The 16,290-nt window shown below is 41.5% G+C and carries 15 protein-coding genes; 5 read left to right on the plus strand and 10 right to left on the minus strand.

Going from position 1 to position 16,290, the window contains the following annotated elements:
- Positions 1 to 2: 2 nt before the first annotated feature.
- From ABKW31_RS11025 to ABKW31_RS11040, 4 genes are all read right to left on the minus strand, one after another.
- The gene (locus tag ABKW31_RS11025) at positions 3 to 1,484 is read right to left on the minus strand and encodes a HAMP domain-containing sensor histidine kinase (RefSeq protein ID WP_348616408.1); all 1,482 of its coding nucleotides are present in this window, start codon (positions 1,482 to 1,484) and stop codon (positions 3 to 5) included.
- The gene (locus tag ABKW31_RS11030) at positions 1,481 to 2,203 is read right to left on the minus strand and encodes a response regulator transcription factor (protein WP_348616409.1); all 723 of its coding nucleotides are present in this window, start codon (positions 2,201 to 2,203) and stop codon (positions 1,481 to 1,483) included. Before ABKW31_RS11030 ends, ABKW31_RS11025 begins: the two co-directional genes overlap by 4 nt.
- Positions 2,204 to 2,321: 118 nt before the next feature.
- On the minus strand, positions 2,322 to 3,059 hold the full coding sequence (locus tag ABKW31_RS11035) for a spondin domain-containing protein (RefSeq protein ID WP_348616410.1): 738 nt from the start codon (positions 3,057 to 3,059) through the stop codon (positions 2,322 to 2,324).
- A gap of 10 nt (positions 3,060 to 3,069) precedes the next feature.
- A complete protein-coding gene (locus ABKW31_RS11040; protein WP_348616411.1) occupies positions 3,070 to 3,774 on the minus strand; it encodes a spondin domain-containing protein in 705 nt (234 codons plus the stop codon).
- 403 nt (positions 3,775 to 4,177) lie between these two features.
- Here ABKW31_RS11040 and ABKW31_RS11045 point away from each other — a divergent pair, with 403 nt between their 5' ends.
- Complete coding sequence (locus ABKW31_RS11045) at positions 4,178 to 4,585, plus strand: hypothetical protein (protein ID WP_348616412.1); 408 nt, start codon at positions 4,178 to 4,180, stop codon at positions 4,583 to 4,585.
- Positions 4,586 to 4,690: 105 nt separating this feature from the next.
- Here the strand turns inward: ABKW31_RS11045 and ABKW31_RS11050 are convergent, their stop codons facing one another.
- Both ABKW31_RS11050 and ABKW31_RS11055 read right to left on the minus strand, forming a co-directional pair.
- Positions 4,691 to 5,554 carry a DUF4010 domain-containing protein gene (locus ABKW31_RS11050; protein ID WP_348616413.1) on the minus strand — a complete coding sequence of 288 codons (864 nt, stop codon included), beginning with the start codon at positions 5,552 to 5,554 and terminating at the stop codon, positions 4,691 to 4,693.
- A gap of 364 nt (positions 5,555 to 5,918) precedes the next feature.
- Positions 5,919 to 6,293, minus strand: coding sequence for a PH domain-containing protein (locus ABKW31_RS11055; RefSeq protein ID WP_348616414.1), 375 nt, complete (start codon positions 6,291 to 6,293; stop codon positions 5,919 to 5,921).
- 119 nt (positions 6,294 to 6,412) lie between these two features.
- Here ABKW31_RS11055 and ABKW31_RS11060 point away from each other — a divergent pair, with 119 nt between their 5' ends.
- The 3 genes from ABKW31_RS11060 to ABKW31_RS11070 all read left to right on the plus strand — a co-directional run bounded on the left by ABKW31_RS11060 (position 6,413) and on the right by ABKW31_RS11070 (position 11,636).
- Positions 6,413 to 7,408, plus strand: coding sequence for a serine/threonine dehydratase (locus ABKW31_RS11060; RefSeq protein WP_348616415.1), 996 nt, complete (start codon positions 6,413 to 6,415; stop codon positions 7,406 to 7,408).
- 107 nt (positions 7,409 to 7,515) lie between these two features.
- The gene (locus ABKW31_RS11065) at positions 7,516 to 9,159 is read left to right on the plus strand and encodes an amidohydrolase (protein ID WP_348616416.1); all 1,644 of its coding nucleotides are present in this window, start codon (positions 7,516 to 7,518) and stop codon (positions 9,157 to 9,159) included.
- 122 nt (positions 9,160 to 9,281) lie between these two features.
- Entirely contained in the window at positions 9,282 to 11,636 is a 2,355-nt protein-coding gene (locus ABKW31_RS11070) for a PilZ domain-containing protein (protein WP_348616418.1), read from the plus strand.
- A gap of 25 nt (positions 11,637 to 11,661) precedes the next feature.
- Here ABKW31_RS11070 and ABKW31_RS11075 read toward each other — a convergent pair whose 3' ends face one another.
- Entirely contained in the window at positions 11,662 to 12,147 is a 486-nt protein-coding gene (locus tag ABKW31_RS11075; protein WP_348616419.1) for a GNAT family N-acetyltransferase, read from the minus strand.
- A gap of 1 nt (position 12,148) precedes the next feature.
- On the minus strand, positions 12,149 to 13,012 hold the full coding sequence (locus ABKW31_RS11080; protein WP_348616420.1) for an MBL fold metallo-hydrolase: 864 nt from the start codon (positions 13,010 to 13,012) through the stop codon (positions 12,149 to 12,151).
- Between the two features lie 79 nt (positions 13,013 to 13,091).
- On the opposite strand from ABKW31_RS11080, the gene ABKW31_RS11085 reads away from it, so the two are divergent.
- Positions 13,092 to 14,843, plus strand: coding sequence for a Na+/H+ antiporter NhaC family protein (locus ABKW31_RS11085; RefSeq protein ID WP_348616421.1), 1,752 nt, complete (start codon positions 13,092 to 13,094; stop codon positions 14,841 to 14,843).
- A gap of 2 nt (positions 14,844 to 14,845) precedes the next feature.
- On the opposite strand, the gene ABKW31_RS11090 is transcribed toward ABKW31_RS11085, so the two are convergent.
- Both ABKW31_RS11090 and ABKW31_RS11095 read right to left on the minus strand, forming a co-directional pair.
- Positions 14,846 to 15,058 (minus strand): DUF1653 domain-containing protein, encoded by a 213-nt coding sequence (locus ABKW31_RS11090; RefSeq protein WP_348616422.1) that lies wholly within the window; start codon positions 15,056 to 15,058, stop codon positions 14,846 to 14,848.
- 2 nt (positions 15,059 to 15,060) lie between these two features.
- Positions 15,061 to 16,251: an MFS transporter gene (locus ABKW31_RS11095; protein WP_348616423.1), complete on the minus strand. Its 1,191-nt coding sequence runs from the start codon at positions 16,249 to 16,251 to the stop codon at positions 15,061 to 15,063.
- Between the last annotated feature and the right edge of the window lie 39 nt (positions 16,252 to 16,290).

Here is a 16,290-nt window from a genome sequence, read left to right on the forward strand (position 1 = left end):
AATTAACTGACTAATTTAAGCTCAAAACTAAAACAAGAGCCTTGGCCCAATTGACTTTCGACCGTCAGCGAAGAATCAAACAGATCAATTAACTTTTTACAAATAGCCAAACCTAATCCTGCATGCATATTGCTGTCTTTTTCGCTGTTACTGGCTTGATAGCGGGCATCAAAAATAAAGCCAATTTCTTTGTCGCTGATACCCACTCCCGAATCACGTATATTGATTCTGAGCTTGTCTTTATGTTGGTTTACCTCAAGTTCAACCTTGCCATTTATCGGTGTATGGCGGATAGCATTTTCAAGCAAGTTAGTCATTACTCTCTCTAACTTTCCAATATCAGCAAAGACCTGAAAATCAAACTGAGCAGGGCTAATCGTTAGGCTAATATTTTTTTCTTTGGCCTTAAGGGCGAATTTTGCGGTGATATCATAAAGTAATTCCCCCAACAAAAATGACTCTTGATTAAGTGTCACTTGCTCACCCTCCAGATAGGCTAGCTCAAATATCTGGTCGATTAAACGTTTGAGATTTTTTGAATTTTTTAAGGATATTTCTACAAACCGCCTGCGGTCTTGTTCACTCAAATTATCGGCGTTGAGGGCAAGCGTTTCAATATAACCCTGTAAATTAGCCAAGGGCGTGCGCAGATCATGTGACAAATCAGCGAGTAGTATGCGTCTTTGTTTGTCTATTTGCTGCAATTGGGAAAACTGTTTGTCAATGTGATGCAACATATCATTAAAGGCACAACCTAATCTTTGCACCTCATCTTTACTCCCCTTACGCCAACGGCTTAACTGCGTGACTCGATGCTCGAATTGGAAGTCTTCGCCGCATATTTGCTCCATTTCATTACTCAATAATTTAAGTGGCGCAGTAAAATATTTGAACAAAACAAGCAGGGCAACAAGTAAAAAAATCATGCTGCTGACTAGCAAAAAAGCAAATTCTCTGAGGGTCTGACTGCTTTTTAAGCTATCAATAATCGAGTCATAAATTTGCCCACCGATAATGACGTACAAGTATCCCTGTAATATATTGTTTTGATAGACAGGCGCTGCTGAAAATATTTTTTGACCGGCTATTTGCCGCGGATCATCGCCCAAAATAGGGAAGTCATTACTTCCTTCGACCAACTGTAACATCGGTTCAAGTCTTATTTTATCTAACTTAACCTTACCCGGTTCAGCTGAGTAGGCTAGGATATTGCCACCGCTATCAACAAAATAAAATTCAAAATTAGGGCCCAATACCATCAGGGTATGGAATAGATTTTCCAAGGTGTCATGGTCATACTTACCTTGTTGCAATAGAGGATTGTCGCTCACCAAATGCTCTGCTAAACCCAGGTGGAGTTTTTGCTCTGCTTCACTTTTGGAAAGCGCTTGCATCTGCCCGCTAAACCACACAAATAAAACCATCACCAAAATAAAAACCGCCACCAAAGACAAGGCCATACGTTGATAAAAACACAGTTTCATAAGGCCACTCCTTGTGGATTAAATTTATAACCTACGCCCCACACTGTCTGGACAATTCGTGGAGCCGTTGCATCTAGCTCTATTTTGGCGCGTAAGCGATTAATGTGAGAGTTAACCGTATGTTCGTAACCACTGTGATGATAACCCCACACCGACTCTAATAACTGGCAACGACTAAAAACCTGATTAGGATGGCTAGCAAGGTGAAAAAGCAACTCGAATTCTGTTGCGGTTAAGTCCAGCAGCTGTTCGGCCAATTTTACTTGATGAGTCTGCTGATCAATTCTTAGATTGCCGATGTTAATGGCTTTTTCTGGGCTGAGCCCCTGTTCTTGAGTCGCTTGTTGCAAAAAATGTACTTTACGTAATTGCGACCTCACTCTGGCCTGCAATTCACGCACACTAAAGGGTTTAGTCATATAATCGTCGGCGCCCAGCTCTAAACCAAGCACGCGGTCTGTTTCGGAGTTTTTTGCAGTTAACATGATAATGGCTTGTTCGGGCTTTTTTTCGCGCACCTGACGACAAATATCCAAACCACTCATACCGGGCAACATAATATCTAACAACAGCACTGAGTAGTGTTTATCTAGCGCTTTTTTCAAAGCAAGTTGGCCATCTATTTCATGTTCGATTTCAATGCCCAGCTCCACCAGATTAACCCGAATAAGATTAGCAATATCGATATCATCTTCCACCACCAATACCTTATCTGTCATCCTTAGTTGTCCTTTTATCTGTCATTACTCAATGTGAAAAAACGTTTAAAACAAAATGCATAAACGCGCTCAGTGGTAAGCGCGTAAGGTGGTTAATTTAACTCTTCATTGCTGGGTGCTATTCAATGCGGGTTACCTTAATGCGCATACTCGGATTATCAAACTTATGGGCCTGAGTGAGAATCGATGTATTTAAACCGTCATCACTGCTCACCACTCCCGGATGCATAGAAATAAAACCACTATCATCCCTGTCGGTATTAAAGCCTGCACCCTCACTGCCATCCGCTGGTCCAGGAATGGTTCCTGCAGCTTCAGTATTGGCTTCGGTACCTGCATCATAAGTAAATGCATTAGTTGTCCAAGAGTCACCTAACGCTAGTTGACTTACATTCCAAGCATCAAGACCGCTAAAACCATCATTTGTATTCACTAACATTGAAGCTAACGACAAATTAGCATCACTCACGTCCTCAATAGTAATCATGATGGTCTCACTTGCGCCCGGCCCAATCGGCGCTGCGCCAGAGCGGCTAGCCAGACCAAAGCCCCAGTTCATCAAACCAGAATTATCACCACCCTCAGCCATTTGCTCGAGTTCGAGAGAAGCAATGCCTCCCACAGAAAACACGTGACTCTGTTTATGCAAGATCACAGCGACAGGCGACAAAGGTTGACTGTTGGTTAAATTGGTAACCGTAATTTCATAGCTAAAGTTGACCGGGGTCGGCACTGGTGCTGGCACTTCAACCTCTACCTCTTTAATGACCTCGACAATTTTATCGTCACCACAGGCAGTAAGCAGCAAAATACTGCTCACTAAGGTAGCCAGAGGTAATTTTTTAAGCTGATACATACATTACTCCTTAGTTGACAGTGACTGTCACTTTAGCCACTGGATTCAACCAACGTTGCACGGTATTGGAAACGTCACTATTGCCGTCCGTCATAGAATTATCGCCAATACTGCCACGATGAATGTGTACAGTCGCGTTAGTATCAGCACCTGCAACACCGCTACCACCTTGGCCAACTAAGGTTTCAAGCGGAGGAGGCACTGGCATACCTGGCATACCCGGAACGCCACTACCCCGAATCTCATCATTAGCTTCGGTGCCAGCATCATAGGCATTCAAATAAATGGTATAGGTGCCAGTTTCAGTCGGAATGGTCCAATTGTCTAAACCAATAAAACCATCGTTAGTGGGCAACATCATGGCTACTACCGACAAAACAGTATTGCCAGCAGCAGTACTTAGGGCACCCGCAGCCTTAGCCGATGGTGCCAACAAACCACCAGCAGGGTTAGCCAGAACATCAGCATTGATAGACGTTGCAATGGTCGACAAACCATCCAGCGCCCCCCCTTCAGCCATCATTTGCAATTCGGTACTGGCAGCCTCGCCAACTTCAAAAAGACTCGTTTCAGGTGTGTGAACCACTGCTGCGATAGGCGTAAAATAGATACCATGGGTTAAATTTTGAATTTCGATATTGAGTTCAGCAGCATTAGACGCCGTGCTGCTCAAAGCCAGTAACGCCGCAATATAAGTAGGTTTTAATTTAATCATCTTCAATCCTCGCTTGAATAGTTAGTTTGGTTAATCGCGAGTTGAAGTATGTGAAGTAGATGTCCCGAAAGTATCACAAAAGCTAAACGTTTTTATCCGGTGCGCGAGGTGATTGTTAGACAATCTGCTGTCTTGAAGCAAAAAAATGTTCCTACGCGAACAAGATTATTGTTTTCCACAGGCCATATGCTCTGCAGTGACCTTAGTAGCCACAGACCATTTCCTTTTGACGCAAGGTAAAATTATCGTGAGAGGCCGTGTCGCATTCAAGCTATTTCTAGGCATCGCCAAATCATTAAATTCTGCTAGAATAGGTGGGTATTAGCAGTGCTCTTTAATACTGATATTTTGCAGTCTAATTAAGCATCACCATAATTTATCCTTTTGGAAATACCGCAACTTAATGACTACTCAAGCTTCACATTCCATCACTTGTTTTGACGCTCTGATTTTTGTTAATTTACAAGGTCATTGGTCAATTCAACATGATCTGGCTTATTTATCTGACTTAGCTGAAATTCTCGCTCAGATGCGCGGTAAAGTCTGGACTTTATTGGTCGATATGCGTGGCTGGCACGTCCCTGATTCAATTCGACATGCCAAGTACCATGTTGATTTAGACAGACGTAATCAAAAAGCTGAGTGCTGGATTGTGGATAATCCTGAGGATAACGAATATTTATTAGCTTATTTTAAGGGACAGCCTGTTCAGCCTCAACGATGCCTAACTATGCAAAGTGCCCAACAGTTTTTGCTCACGCTTGAAATAGTTATACCCGCGGAACTACTGGCTATACAAGGCGAAAATTAACGTTCGATTGAAATGTAATAATCAGCGCTAAAGTCAAGTTATCTGTGGTCAAAAACAAACAACAATATAGTCATTAATAATCAATACTACGCTTTGTTGTTAGTATTATTCCAGCAGATTAATTCCCATCAAAGTGGCTGCAGTAGCGAGCACTAGTGCAAGGATAATTACCGTAATAAAAAACCCTTTTTGCCGCAGGTTAGTGCCCTTGTATACCAAGTACGATTTACTCAAGGTATTGCCTAATAAGATAACTAAAAACAACGGCAAAAGTTGAATCTCATTTGGGCTTATAGACCATTCAGTCATTAACGAGGCGAGAATAGCATGAGCTTCAAAAAGTGATACTAATAAGGTACTCAGACCACGGGATAAGCCAAATTCACTGCCAATAAAATGCATAAGCCATATAATAGCGAGGATAAATAGTGATAGCTTAATGACGTTTTTCCACACAATGGGATGATCGTTCAACAGCTCAATTTCTGGCACTGGCTCACCATCAAATTCGCTGATGAATCGCGGATGTTTACTGATATTGATATAAAAAATAATGCTACAAAAAAAGACTAGCTGAGCAACAAATGGCAAGTAGTAATTTAGTGGTGCAGTTTCAGTCAAAAAATAGATGATAAACACACATTCTAACAACATGGCACAAATGGCAAATAATAGAGCCAGTAACACATCTTTGTCTGGTGTCGCGGCAAATTTATGCTCGTTTAATACTTGTAAAAAAACCGCCGTACTAGAGATAAATCCACCCAAAAATCCCTGTAGCTGAAAACGGCTACCCTTAGCCAATAAGTGAAAACAGAAAAAACTAAATAGTTCCAAACTTGCGATTAAGGGTACAATTTTTAGCAGCGGAAAATAATGAGCCACAATAAACAATAAGGCTAATAAAATCATATCTAGCCAAATATGTTTGTCTTTAAAATGCAAGGACAGCGGTGTGTTGTGCGTCATCGGCTAGGAGGACCCTCTAATCATTGATAATGACTATTGACTGAAATTGTTTTAGCCAATAGTTGCATGACTACTGACTATAACACTTTATAAAACCGAGCGAGGAGGAGTGATAACGAGACATCCACGTTTAAGGTCGTCAACGAAGCCATTATTTTTTCTGGTTATGAGCAGCTACTACCTCTACTACAGTTGCAACCTCCTCAATACAAGCAACATAAAGTTCCAGAACATTCCCAAAAGCAAGGCATGTTGATTCATTTTTTGTAAGCTAGCATATTGTCTGCACTCGCTTATTATTTCTCAGATATGGCTTATTTAAACCCGGTAAAGCTTGGTCATCGTTAGTCTTTGTATTTAAAAATCAAGCAAACATATGCGTTGCTAATGTTTGCTGTATGCCCACTACTGTGTCTTTTTTCAATTCTTTGATAATGGGATTATCTTGACCTGAAATCCAAATTTTCAATTCGGCGTCTAAATCAAAATGCCCTGCCGTTTCCAATTTAAATTGAGTAATCGCGCGATAGGGTATTGAATGATAATCCACCTTACGACCTGTAATCCCTTGCTTGTCAATCAAGATAAGACGTTTATTAGTGAATACATACATATCGCGGATCACTTTAAATACACGCTGTATAGATTCAGTCTCTCCAATAATAGGGGCTAGCTCTTGTGCAACTGTTTCGACATCGACTTCTGAAGCATTACCTAATAAACCATCTAACAGACCCATATATTCCCTCTTGCGCAATTGTTTTGGATTTAGATAAATCCATGTTAAAAATAAACTATATCACCATGTTAAACTATGAGCTTCTCAATAATGAACCTTTTAAACGCAAATAAGCAGCCATGCAGACAGTGACTATTGATGATATTCAAGCTGCGCAACATCGTATTAATCCACATATAAATCACACACCTATACTTGAGTCATCGTTATTAAATGAATGGTTAGGTCACAGAGTTTTGTTTAAAGCTGAATGTTTACAAAAAGTCGGCGCTTTTAAAATTCGTGGTGCCTTAAATATGTTGCTTAAAGCCAAAGAGGAAGGCCGCTTAGCTAACAATATTGTTGCCAGTAGCTCAGGTAATCATGCGCAAGCAGTTGCTTACGCAGCCAAACTGCTGGGCGTTAAAGCAACGGTTTATAGTGGCCAAAATATTTCCAGTGTCAAAGCAGCAGCGACCCGTTTTTATGGCGCCGAGCTAATACTCAGCCCTACGCGCAAAGAAGCCGACGAACGAGTAAAACAAGCCGCATTACAACCAGATACCTTGTGGGTACCGCCTTTCAACCATCCTGACATTATTGCCGGACAAGGTACCGTCGCTGCTGATTGTTTCGCACAAACAGGCTATGTGGATGGTATTTTCGCGCCCGTCGGTGGCGGTGGCCTCATTGCGGGTACGTATATTTATACTAAGGCGCAACATCCAAATTGCGCAGTGATAGGTGTGGAACCTCTGCTTGGTAACGATGCTGCGCAGTCAGTGCGCCTAGGTAAAATTCAATCATTAGCTGAGGCCCCTCAAACCTTGGCGGACGGTGCTGCGACCTTAGCCGTGGGTAATTTGACCTTTCCTTTTTTACAACAGCTTGACGATATCGTGGAGGTTGACGAAAAAGGTATTGCCTACTGGACTCAATGGTTACAACATTTATTAAAAATTCATGTTGAACCCACTTGCGCCATGAGTATGCATGCCGTGTGTCGTTGGTTAGCCGGCAAATCAAATAAACAAACTGTGGTAGTTATCTTATCCGGTGGCAATATTGATAATCTTAAGATGCAACAGATTTGGCACACCAATCACTTAGATGAACGCCCTAATATCTTGCTTTAACCCGTCTTTTGTGACAAAACATAAGCATATTTTTTAGAGCATATCGCTGCGTAATATCACGTAGTGCACTTGCAGACTCAAAATAATGAGAACTTAAGGGAATTACTATGAGAATTTGGTTGATTGTTGCTATTAGCATCTTGAGTTTCGTGGCATCTGCTGCGCCTACTCATATTACTAACGTCAGAGGCTATACCTTAGATAACGATGGTCAACTTATTGTCTTCAGCAATCTCGTATTTGATGGTGGTAAGGTACTTGCCATCGGCAACCAAGAACTCATTACCAGCTACCCAACGGCCACCCTAATTGATGGCAATAACAGGGTCTTGTTACCCGGCTTAATCGATGCACATGGCCATATTATGGGCTTGGGTGAAACACTACTTGAGGTAGATTTGCGGGATATTGGCTCAGCAGCCTTAGCCGCACAAAAAGTAAGAGATTACGCGAATCAAAATAGTGAACTTGCATGGATAACCGGCCGTGGTTGGAATCAAGTGTTATGGCCTGACAAAGCCTTTCCGACAGCCAAACAATTAGATGAATATATTAGCGATCGTCCCGTGATGTTGTCTCGTGTCGACGGCCATGCAAGCTGGGTCAATAGTAAAGCACTCGCATTAGCGGGCATTACCAAAGAAACACTAGATCCACCCGGCGGTAAAATTGTCAGAGATAAAAGCGGCAATCCAACGGGAGTTTTAATAGATAATGCCGATTTACTACTGACCGCACATTTACCTAAATCATCAACAGAAAGCCTTAAAAGTAAATTAAACGCTGCCGGTAAACACCTACTTTCTGTGGGCATTACCAGCGCTCATGATGCTGGAATTGGTGAGAGTGTTTATGAGTATTATCAACAACGCGTGGCAGAACATACTCTACCTGTGCGTATCTATCCCATGATTGCAGCTACTGCCCCCAATCTCAGCGCTATGCTTGAAAAGGGCTTTGTACAAGATCAGTATGATTACTTGTCGATTCGCAGTGTAAAAGCCTATGGTGATGGAGCATTAGGCAGCAGAGGTGCAGCTCTCTTAGCACCTTATTCGGATGCACCTGAAAATAGTGGCTTATTACTTACTCGCAAATCAGAATTTAAACCCCTATTCGATCTTGTTCTAGGTCACGGGTTTCAATTGAATTTTCATGCTATAGGTGATCGTGCCAACCGTATGGTACTTGACCAGTTTGAGGACAGTTTTAAACGGATTGGTGGTCAAGAACTTCGCAACCGAGTGGAGCATGCACAAGTTGTAGCCGTTGAAGATATCCCCCGCTTTCTTAGTTTAAAAATTATTCCCTCAATGCAGCCCACACACGCCACCAGCGACAAAAACATGGCCGAAGACCGTATTGGAGCAGAGCGCTTAAAAGGTGCATATGCATGGCACTCTTTTTTAAAACAAGGTTCGCCCCTCGCATTTGGCTCGGATTTTCCCGTTGAATTAGCCAATCCCTTTTACGGTCTGCATGCAGCAGTGACAAGGCAAGATAGAGATAATCAACCTGTTGATGGTTGGATCCCTGAGGAAGCACTGAGCGTTCAACAAGCGTTTCGTGCATTTACCCTAGATGCTGCTTATGCAGCCCACCAAGAAAAAATATTAGGTGGCTTGACCCCAGGCAAATGGGCTGATTTCATTTTGGTCGACCAAGACATATTTAAAGTTGAGTCAAAAGATATTTGGCGTACCCAAGTGCTGCAAACATGGATAGGTGGTGAACAACGTTTTAAAAAATAAGCTATTACTACTTATTTAACTTGAACTCTACGTAAGTTGTTTACTTTTTGTTACATTACTATTACATAATGGGTGTCGACTGTTTTAACTTTGTAAAATACTAACAACCTAAAGGTCTAAGTTTGTCGAGTTCTCCTTTAATACCAGACAAAATCAGTGATGATGCGCTTGTTATAAAACAATATAAATCGCTCATCAATAAACTGATACCCCTGCAACAGGAAAATCGCCTGCTTGAAGGGCTGAATAAATTTTCTGGTCGACTGCCTAGCCGCGTACGAAATATTATTAAAGAAGAGGTCATACGCTTGACTTCTCTAACCGATGCATCAGCCGATAACTCACAGTTTGCTAAATTTCCCGTTCTGAAGTTTAAACATTTTGGCATTGCCATGCGTTTAGATAAAGTGGGACAAGAGATATTACAGCGTGAAACTAACCGTTTTTCCGACCGCTATACGGTAGGGGTATTCGAGTCGGTGATGAACTCGGAACACTATCAATCATTTATAAAACAAGAACAGCAAGAAAAAATTGTCAAAGCCTTTTGTGTTGAATCGCAATATTTTAATGATATCGATTTTGGTGAAGACTTAGCCATTCGCCCTAACTTTACGGTTTTTAGCCCTACTTTTGACAAAGGCAAAAACTGCCCGGTCTTATCCTTATCCCACAAAGGTATGGTAGTAGAAACCAAACGCACGCCAGTGATTGAAACCGAAAACAGCGTTTTTGTATTTACCTTTCCCAAGGTGGCTGGATTTACTGATAAACAAACCGACATTACCTATGTATTAACCGACACCAATTTTAATAAAGAATCGTCGGTATTTGAGACTGCTTTTAGTTTATCCCCCGCAACCCCGAAAAAATTTATTGAACGTCTAGCTAAATATGTTGAAAACGCTGTTAATCAGTTTCCTTTGCAACGAGAATTAGAAATTGAACGGGTTATGCAAAACTTGGAACGCGATAGAATTCTAGCGAATAGTCCTTGGATCCCGCTATTTCTTGGCCAAAAAGACGGTCAATTACAGCCCCTTTTTGAGTTAATGACGCCGACTAATTTAGAATACAACAGCCGCTATTCAAACCTCAAAGATTTACCCACCCACAATATTTTTTATAATTTAATTAAAGAGTTGCAAGTACACAAAGAAACTTTTCTGCTTAAAGGCGTGTTGGAAAACAAAAACCAAGAGGTGCATGTTGCCGCTACTCATCGGCAATTGGCCAACAATGGCTTAATCAAGCAATTTATTCAGTTAGCGACCCTATCAGATAAATTTAGTGTAATTCAATATCGTTTAGAAACGGTCGAAGCTAGCCATAAATCCGTGGCCTTTGATATTCATGATATCATTGCCAGTGAATACGGTGAGTTAAGTCAGATCAGTCACATACTTTTCTGTAAAGATGTGACCAACTGGATTGGTAATCTAAAAATAGCCCAACCCGAGCCGTTAAAACCTTTTCCGAAGGTTATTATTGATGACTTAAGCCGCTGGTCTATTGCAATTGTGATGGAAGATCAAACTGATCGACGAGCCGAAGCTCGTTATTTAATGAATGCACCCGCAATAATCAAAGTGGGCTTGTTTAAGCAACATGAGGCAACTTTGAATGATCTGTCGGCACATGGTTTAAAACTAACCTTGAATAAGCCGGGTGATATAAACTTCGAAGAGCAAATCAAAATCTCGGTCAAAGTCCTTAAACTAAGCGGCCAAAAATACCAAATAGTCAAATACGACAAAACTTCCGGTATTTTGCATCTTAAGTTACCTGAACAATTGGTTAAAACCGAAGGACAAAAGTTACGTGGTTTATTTAGTAACAATAGTGAATATTTTAACCAGCGAGACCTGAGCATACGGCAACGCAATATTTATCGCTTTTTATGGGAGCTAAGTATTCGTAATTTACCCTGCGCGTCAGTGTTAATAACCAACAACCGATTTACCATCGATCGCCTCAAAACCATTTATCACAAAGAAGAAAGTTTTGACTTACAGCCATTTGACGTATTAGGCAACGAAGTGCCTTTGCATGGATTTTTAGCCGATAAGGACGCTACGGGACCGAAGTCTCAGTTGCTAGAAGACATGTTACGCAAGAATCAAAGAGACGCCCATGTTGTGCATGTCGTGCGTAGTAATAACAAACAAATCATTTTTATTAAAGAACAGGACTTTTTGTTTGGTAAAGTCCGTAGTCAGATCAGTAGTCACGTGAGTAAAAATGCGATTGAACCTTTTGTAACCCATTTAAGTGCAATGCGTTGCACTGATCCCAATACGCCTTTAACCAGCAAACGGTTGGCTCAAATATCTAAGCTTGATCTGAATGTATATACCAAAATCAATGCCATGCAAAAGGGCTATACGCACGTGTTATACATCACCAATGTATCCTTATTTCATAGCGTATTATTAAAATTTTCGATCTACCCAGAAGCTAAAACCACTAATAAATAATACCTAAAGCCTGACTCAAATTGGCTTAACGCAACACCATATACACACAGTTTGGCATATTTTCTGGCATCGCCTCAGGATAGGTCTCTTCCCTAAAACCCATATTCTGGTAACAATGAAGGGCGGCAACATTATCCTTAAATACAAATAGCGAAGCCTCACGGGGTTTATTGTTTTTAACTGCTTGGTCTAGTAATCCTGCTATCAGAACTTTGGCTATACCTTGATTTCTATAGTTTGGATTAACTGCTAAACGCCCGAGATGGTGACGGTCCAACCTTAAATAGTATTGTCCGAATGCCAGTAAATGCTGAGCTGAATCAGTAATACAATAAGAGTTAAGATGAGGGGCCCTTAAAATGCTTATAAAGTCTTCATTCGCCACAGGATAGACCAAATCAGGTCCACCCCATGTTAAGATTTGCTGTTGACTGCTGAACCAGTTTTTCAGCTCTAGCACTTGTTCATTAGTAGCAAGTGCTAGCTCATAGTCGTGGCTTACATTGAGCAAACTACTGACCTTTGTACAAAGTACTTATCCATTTTTCTTCATTAATGAACTGCCAAGACCAGCTCTTCCATTTATCGCCCAAACCAGCCTTTGTTAAATCGCCAAGGCTAACACCCTGCGCTTTTTTAGTTTTCACATATTCAGCGGTTTCGACAAGCATATTCAAAACCATTTGATAATCTGCTTTGCTCGCCAATTTGCCATGGCCAGGTATGATTTGCGTGTCATCATTTAACATTGCGATCAAACTTTGAACATTTTTGATATAGCCCGCAACTGTGCCTCCGCCATCTAAATCAATATAGGGAAAACGACCTTCAAAAAACAAATCACCGGCATGTAATACATTGGCTTTTTCGAACCAAATAACACTATCGCTATCCGTATGGCCAGCTGGCATGTGGCTTACCTTAATTGTCTCGCCATTGAAATGAAACGTGATCCCATCTGCAAATGTCACTACCGGTAAGGCCGAAGCTTTTACTTCCTTATCAGCTTGTAGACGACTACGCACATTCTCATGCGCAAAAATCGTGGTGTTTTGAACTTCGCTAAAATATGCGTTAGAACCAGTGTGATCTCCATGATAATGAGTGTTAACTACATATTTCATTTTGGCTTTGGAAATATCACCAATGGCGACAGCGATCTTATCGGCTAATGGCGCATATTGATCATCAATAATCAAAATGCCATCCTCACCTGCTGAAACACCGATATTTCCGCCCATGCCAGTCAACATGTAAACAGATTCGTTTAAGCGCTGACTGCTTATTTTTGTGTTCTCGAAGGCATCTTGAGCTTGAACAACTGAAAAGCTAAGCGAACCAAGCACACCAAGAACTGCTAGTAGTTTTATTTGCATTGTATTATCCCTATGTTTTTAAATAGTAAAAGTAAGTGATAGATTGTTATCCAAGCGAGTCATCAAAGAAGAAACCAGCATGCCAAGCGTCAATAAACAGTTTACCCTAATTTTATTTGTTATCAGTATCATTGCGGCGTTTTACGTCAATTACCGTATTGCACCGACCTGGGTTGAGTCGCAGTTACGCTACGAGACTTATACAGATAACCAAGGCAATTGGATGTATCAGAGTGCTGGAAAACCGATCAAGATTGAAAACATTGTTGATTATAATAGGTCACCTGTCAGGCAAAGCATATTAGATGGCTCAAATAAAGAGCCTGAACTTAAACAACAATGGGTATGGTTAGCAACTGACTCAGGCATTGACAGTCAAGTTAAGAATGAGTTGGTCTTACTCAAGGCTGATTTTCATTACGGACTTTGGTCGTTATTACCAGCCATTATAGCCATTTTATTGTGTTTATTAAGCAAAGAGCCTCTTATAGCACTCCTCAGTGGCATTATAGTCGGTGCTATCATGATGGGTCAGTTTGATATTATTAATCAAGTTCTTATCCCATCCATTGGCACTACAAGCGCCGCCTCTATTTTAATTTTGTACTTATGGTTACTTGGCGGTTTGATGGGTATTTGGGCAAAAACTGGCGCCGCACAAGTGTTTGCCGACTACATGAGTCAGCACTATGTCAAAGGTCCACGTTCCGCTAAGTTAGTGGCCTGGTTTTTGGGCATTATCTTTTTTCAGGGCGGCACTATGAGCACCGTGCTGGTTGGCACCACAGTGAAGCCCATCGCTGACAAGGCCAAAGTCAGCCACGAGGAGTTGAGTTATGTGGTGGACTCAACAGCGTCGCCGGTGGCGGCTTTAATTGCCTTTAACGCTTGGCCAGCTTATGTTCAGGCATTTCTATTTATTCCTGGCGTAGCCTTTCTGGCCACAGAAAGCGATCGAGTTGCTTTCTTTTTCGCCAGTGTACCCTTTAGTTTCTATGCTATTTTCGCCATCATCGGCACCTTATTGTTGAGTTTAAATATCACCAAATTCAGTGGTCCACTATTAAAAAATGCACGAATTAGAGTTGAGAAAAGTGGAGAATTAGATGGCCCCAACGCTCATCCCGTTAGCGCCAAGGAACTACACGCCAATGATGTACCGCCTGGCTATCAAGCGCACATATTGGAATTTTTGCTTCCATTGGGAAGTTTAATTTTAGTGGCCGTGGTATCCCATATCGTATTGGGTTCTCCGCAGATTCATTGGGCCTTTAGTTGTGCCTTGTTGCTCGCTGCTGGCATAGCCTTATTTAAAGGCATGAAAGTAAAACAATTATTGGACGGTTTTGGTAATGGCTTAAAGGGAGTGGTGGTCGCCTCAGTAATACTGATGTTAGCCTTGACCATAGGCCTAATTAGTAAACAATTAGGTGGTGGCATTTATTTGGTGGAATCATTAGGTGAGCAAATACCTTATTGGAGTCTGCCGATTATTTTACAATTAATGACTATGTTAATCGCGTTTTCAACTGGCACTAGCTGGGGAACCTATGCCATTGCGTTTCCCTTAGCCATGCCTTTGGCTTGGAGTATTGCCCAAACCCAAGGTCTGGCCCATCCAGAACTCTACTTGATGATTTGCTTCGCAACTGTGCTCAATGGCAGTGTTTATGGTGATCAGTGTTCACCTATTTCTGACACCACGATATTGAGTGCCATGACCACCGGCTGTGACTTAATGGATCACGTTAAAAGCCAAATCGTACCTGCTAGTTATGCGGCCATGCTCGCCGGTCTGTGTTGGACACTTAGCGTAGTGCTGTTAACCTAAACTTAATTGTCGATGTATTTAAATCTTGGGGTTGCAATACCATTAACTACGACGGTTTCAGTGAACATTGACAAGGGCCTAACCCACAGGCCTTGCTGACCATATAGTGGCCGATAAACCACTAGTTGAGATTCGTCTTCTGAATGCGAGGCAACGCCTATTACTTCATAATCATTGCCTTTGTAATGACGGTATTTTCCTGTGGCGATACTCATAATTAAACAACCCTACTCTTAGTGCGGCCCCGTGCCTTCGCTCCTTGCAAAAGTAACACGCAAACTAAAAACAGCACGATAAACAAACTCAAGGCTAACAATCCTTGCCAACCAAATAAACTTAACATTATGCCCGCACTCAATGCTGCAAGCGCTTGACAACTAAAAACTAAAAACTCATTCAAACCCTGTACTTTAAATCGCTCTTCAGGACGATAAGTTTGCGCAAGCAACACCGTGCCACCGACAAACAAAAAATTCCAACCAATACCAAGTAAGACTAAAGCAAGCCAATAGTTAACCAATTGATTATCAATAAAGCCGATAAAGATAGTCAGTAAATAAGCGCCAATACCCATAAAAATAACTTTATTAACGCCTAATTTACTGATCAACCAACCACTAAATAAGGAAGGAAAAAACATGGCAAACACATGACTTTGAATAACCCATTTAGTATGTAAAAGACTATGGTGTTCGATTACATGCATATGCACAGGAGTGGCAGTCATAATAAAACTCATTAAAGCATAACCTACCACTGAGGACGAGACTGCGAGAATAAAGATAGGTTGTTGGGCAATCAGTTTAAGTGGCCTTGCTGCAGTTTGACTAGGTAGACTGATCGCATGGGTATTTTTGATTCGACTAAACAGCAAGCTGCATATCAGCAGTAAACCAGCCATTAAATAAAAAGCGCCTACAAACTCCCTTGCAATAAAAGCATTACCAAGGGTAACTAATTCAGGGCCTAAAAATGCAGCAACAAGTCCACCCAATAAGACAGTTGATGCCGCTTTGGGCATTAATTCTGTGCTAACTGACTCCATAGCGGCAAAACGTATTTGTTGGAAACCTGCGCTACATAAACCCAACATGAAAGTACTCATGCACAACAGCAAAAAAGATGCTTGACTAATTGCCCAACTCATCAAAAAACAGATGGTACAAGCCAATAGACTCAGGCTGATAAAAATTGGTTTGCGACCAAACCGCTGCATTAAGCGGGTAATCGGCACCACTCCAGTAGCAACACCAACAATCATTAAAGCAACAGGCAGGGTAGCTAGGCTTGGAACAGGGGCTAATTGAGCACCTAATACCCCGCCAGACAGCACCAACATAGTACCGATACACATGACCAAGGCTTGAATAAAGGTTAGTAACCAGATGTTGGCGGGCATAGTAAACATAGGAGCTTAAGTCAAAATATTAGGGCATAAAGGCGGATA

It is taken from the genome of Paraglaciecola sp. 25GB23A (genome assembly GCF_040012495.1).
GTDB lineage: Bacteria > Pseudomonadota > Gammaproteobacteria > Enterobacterales > Alteromonadaceae > Paraglaciecola.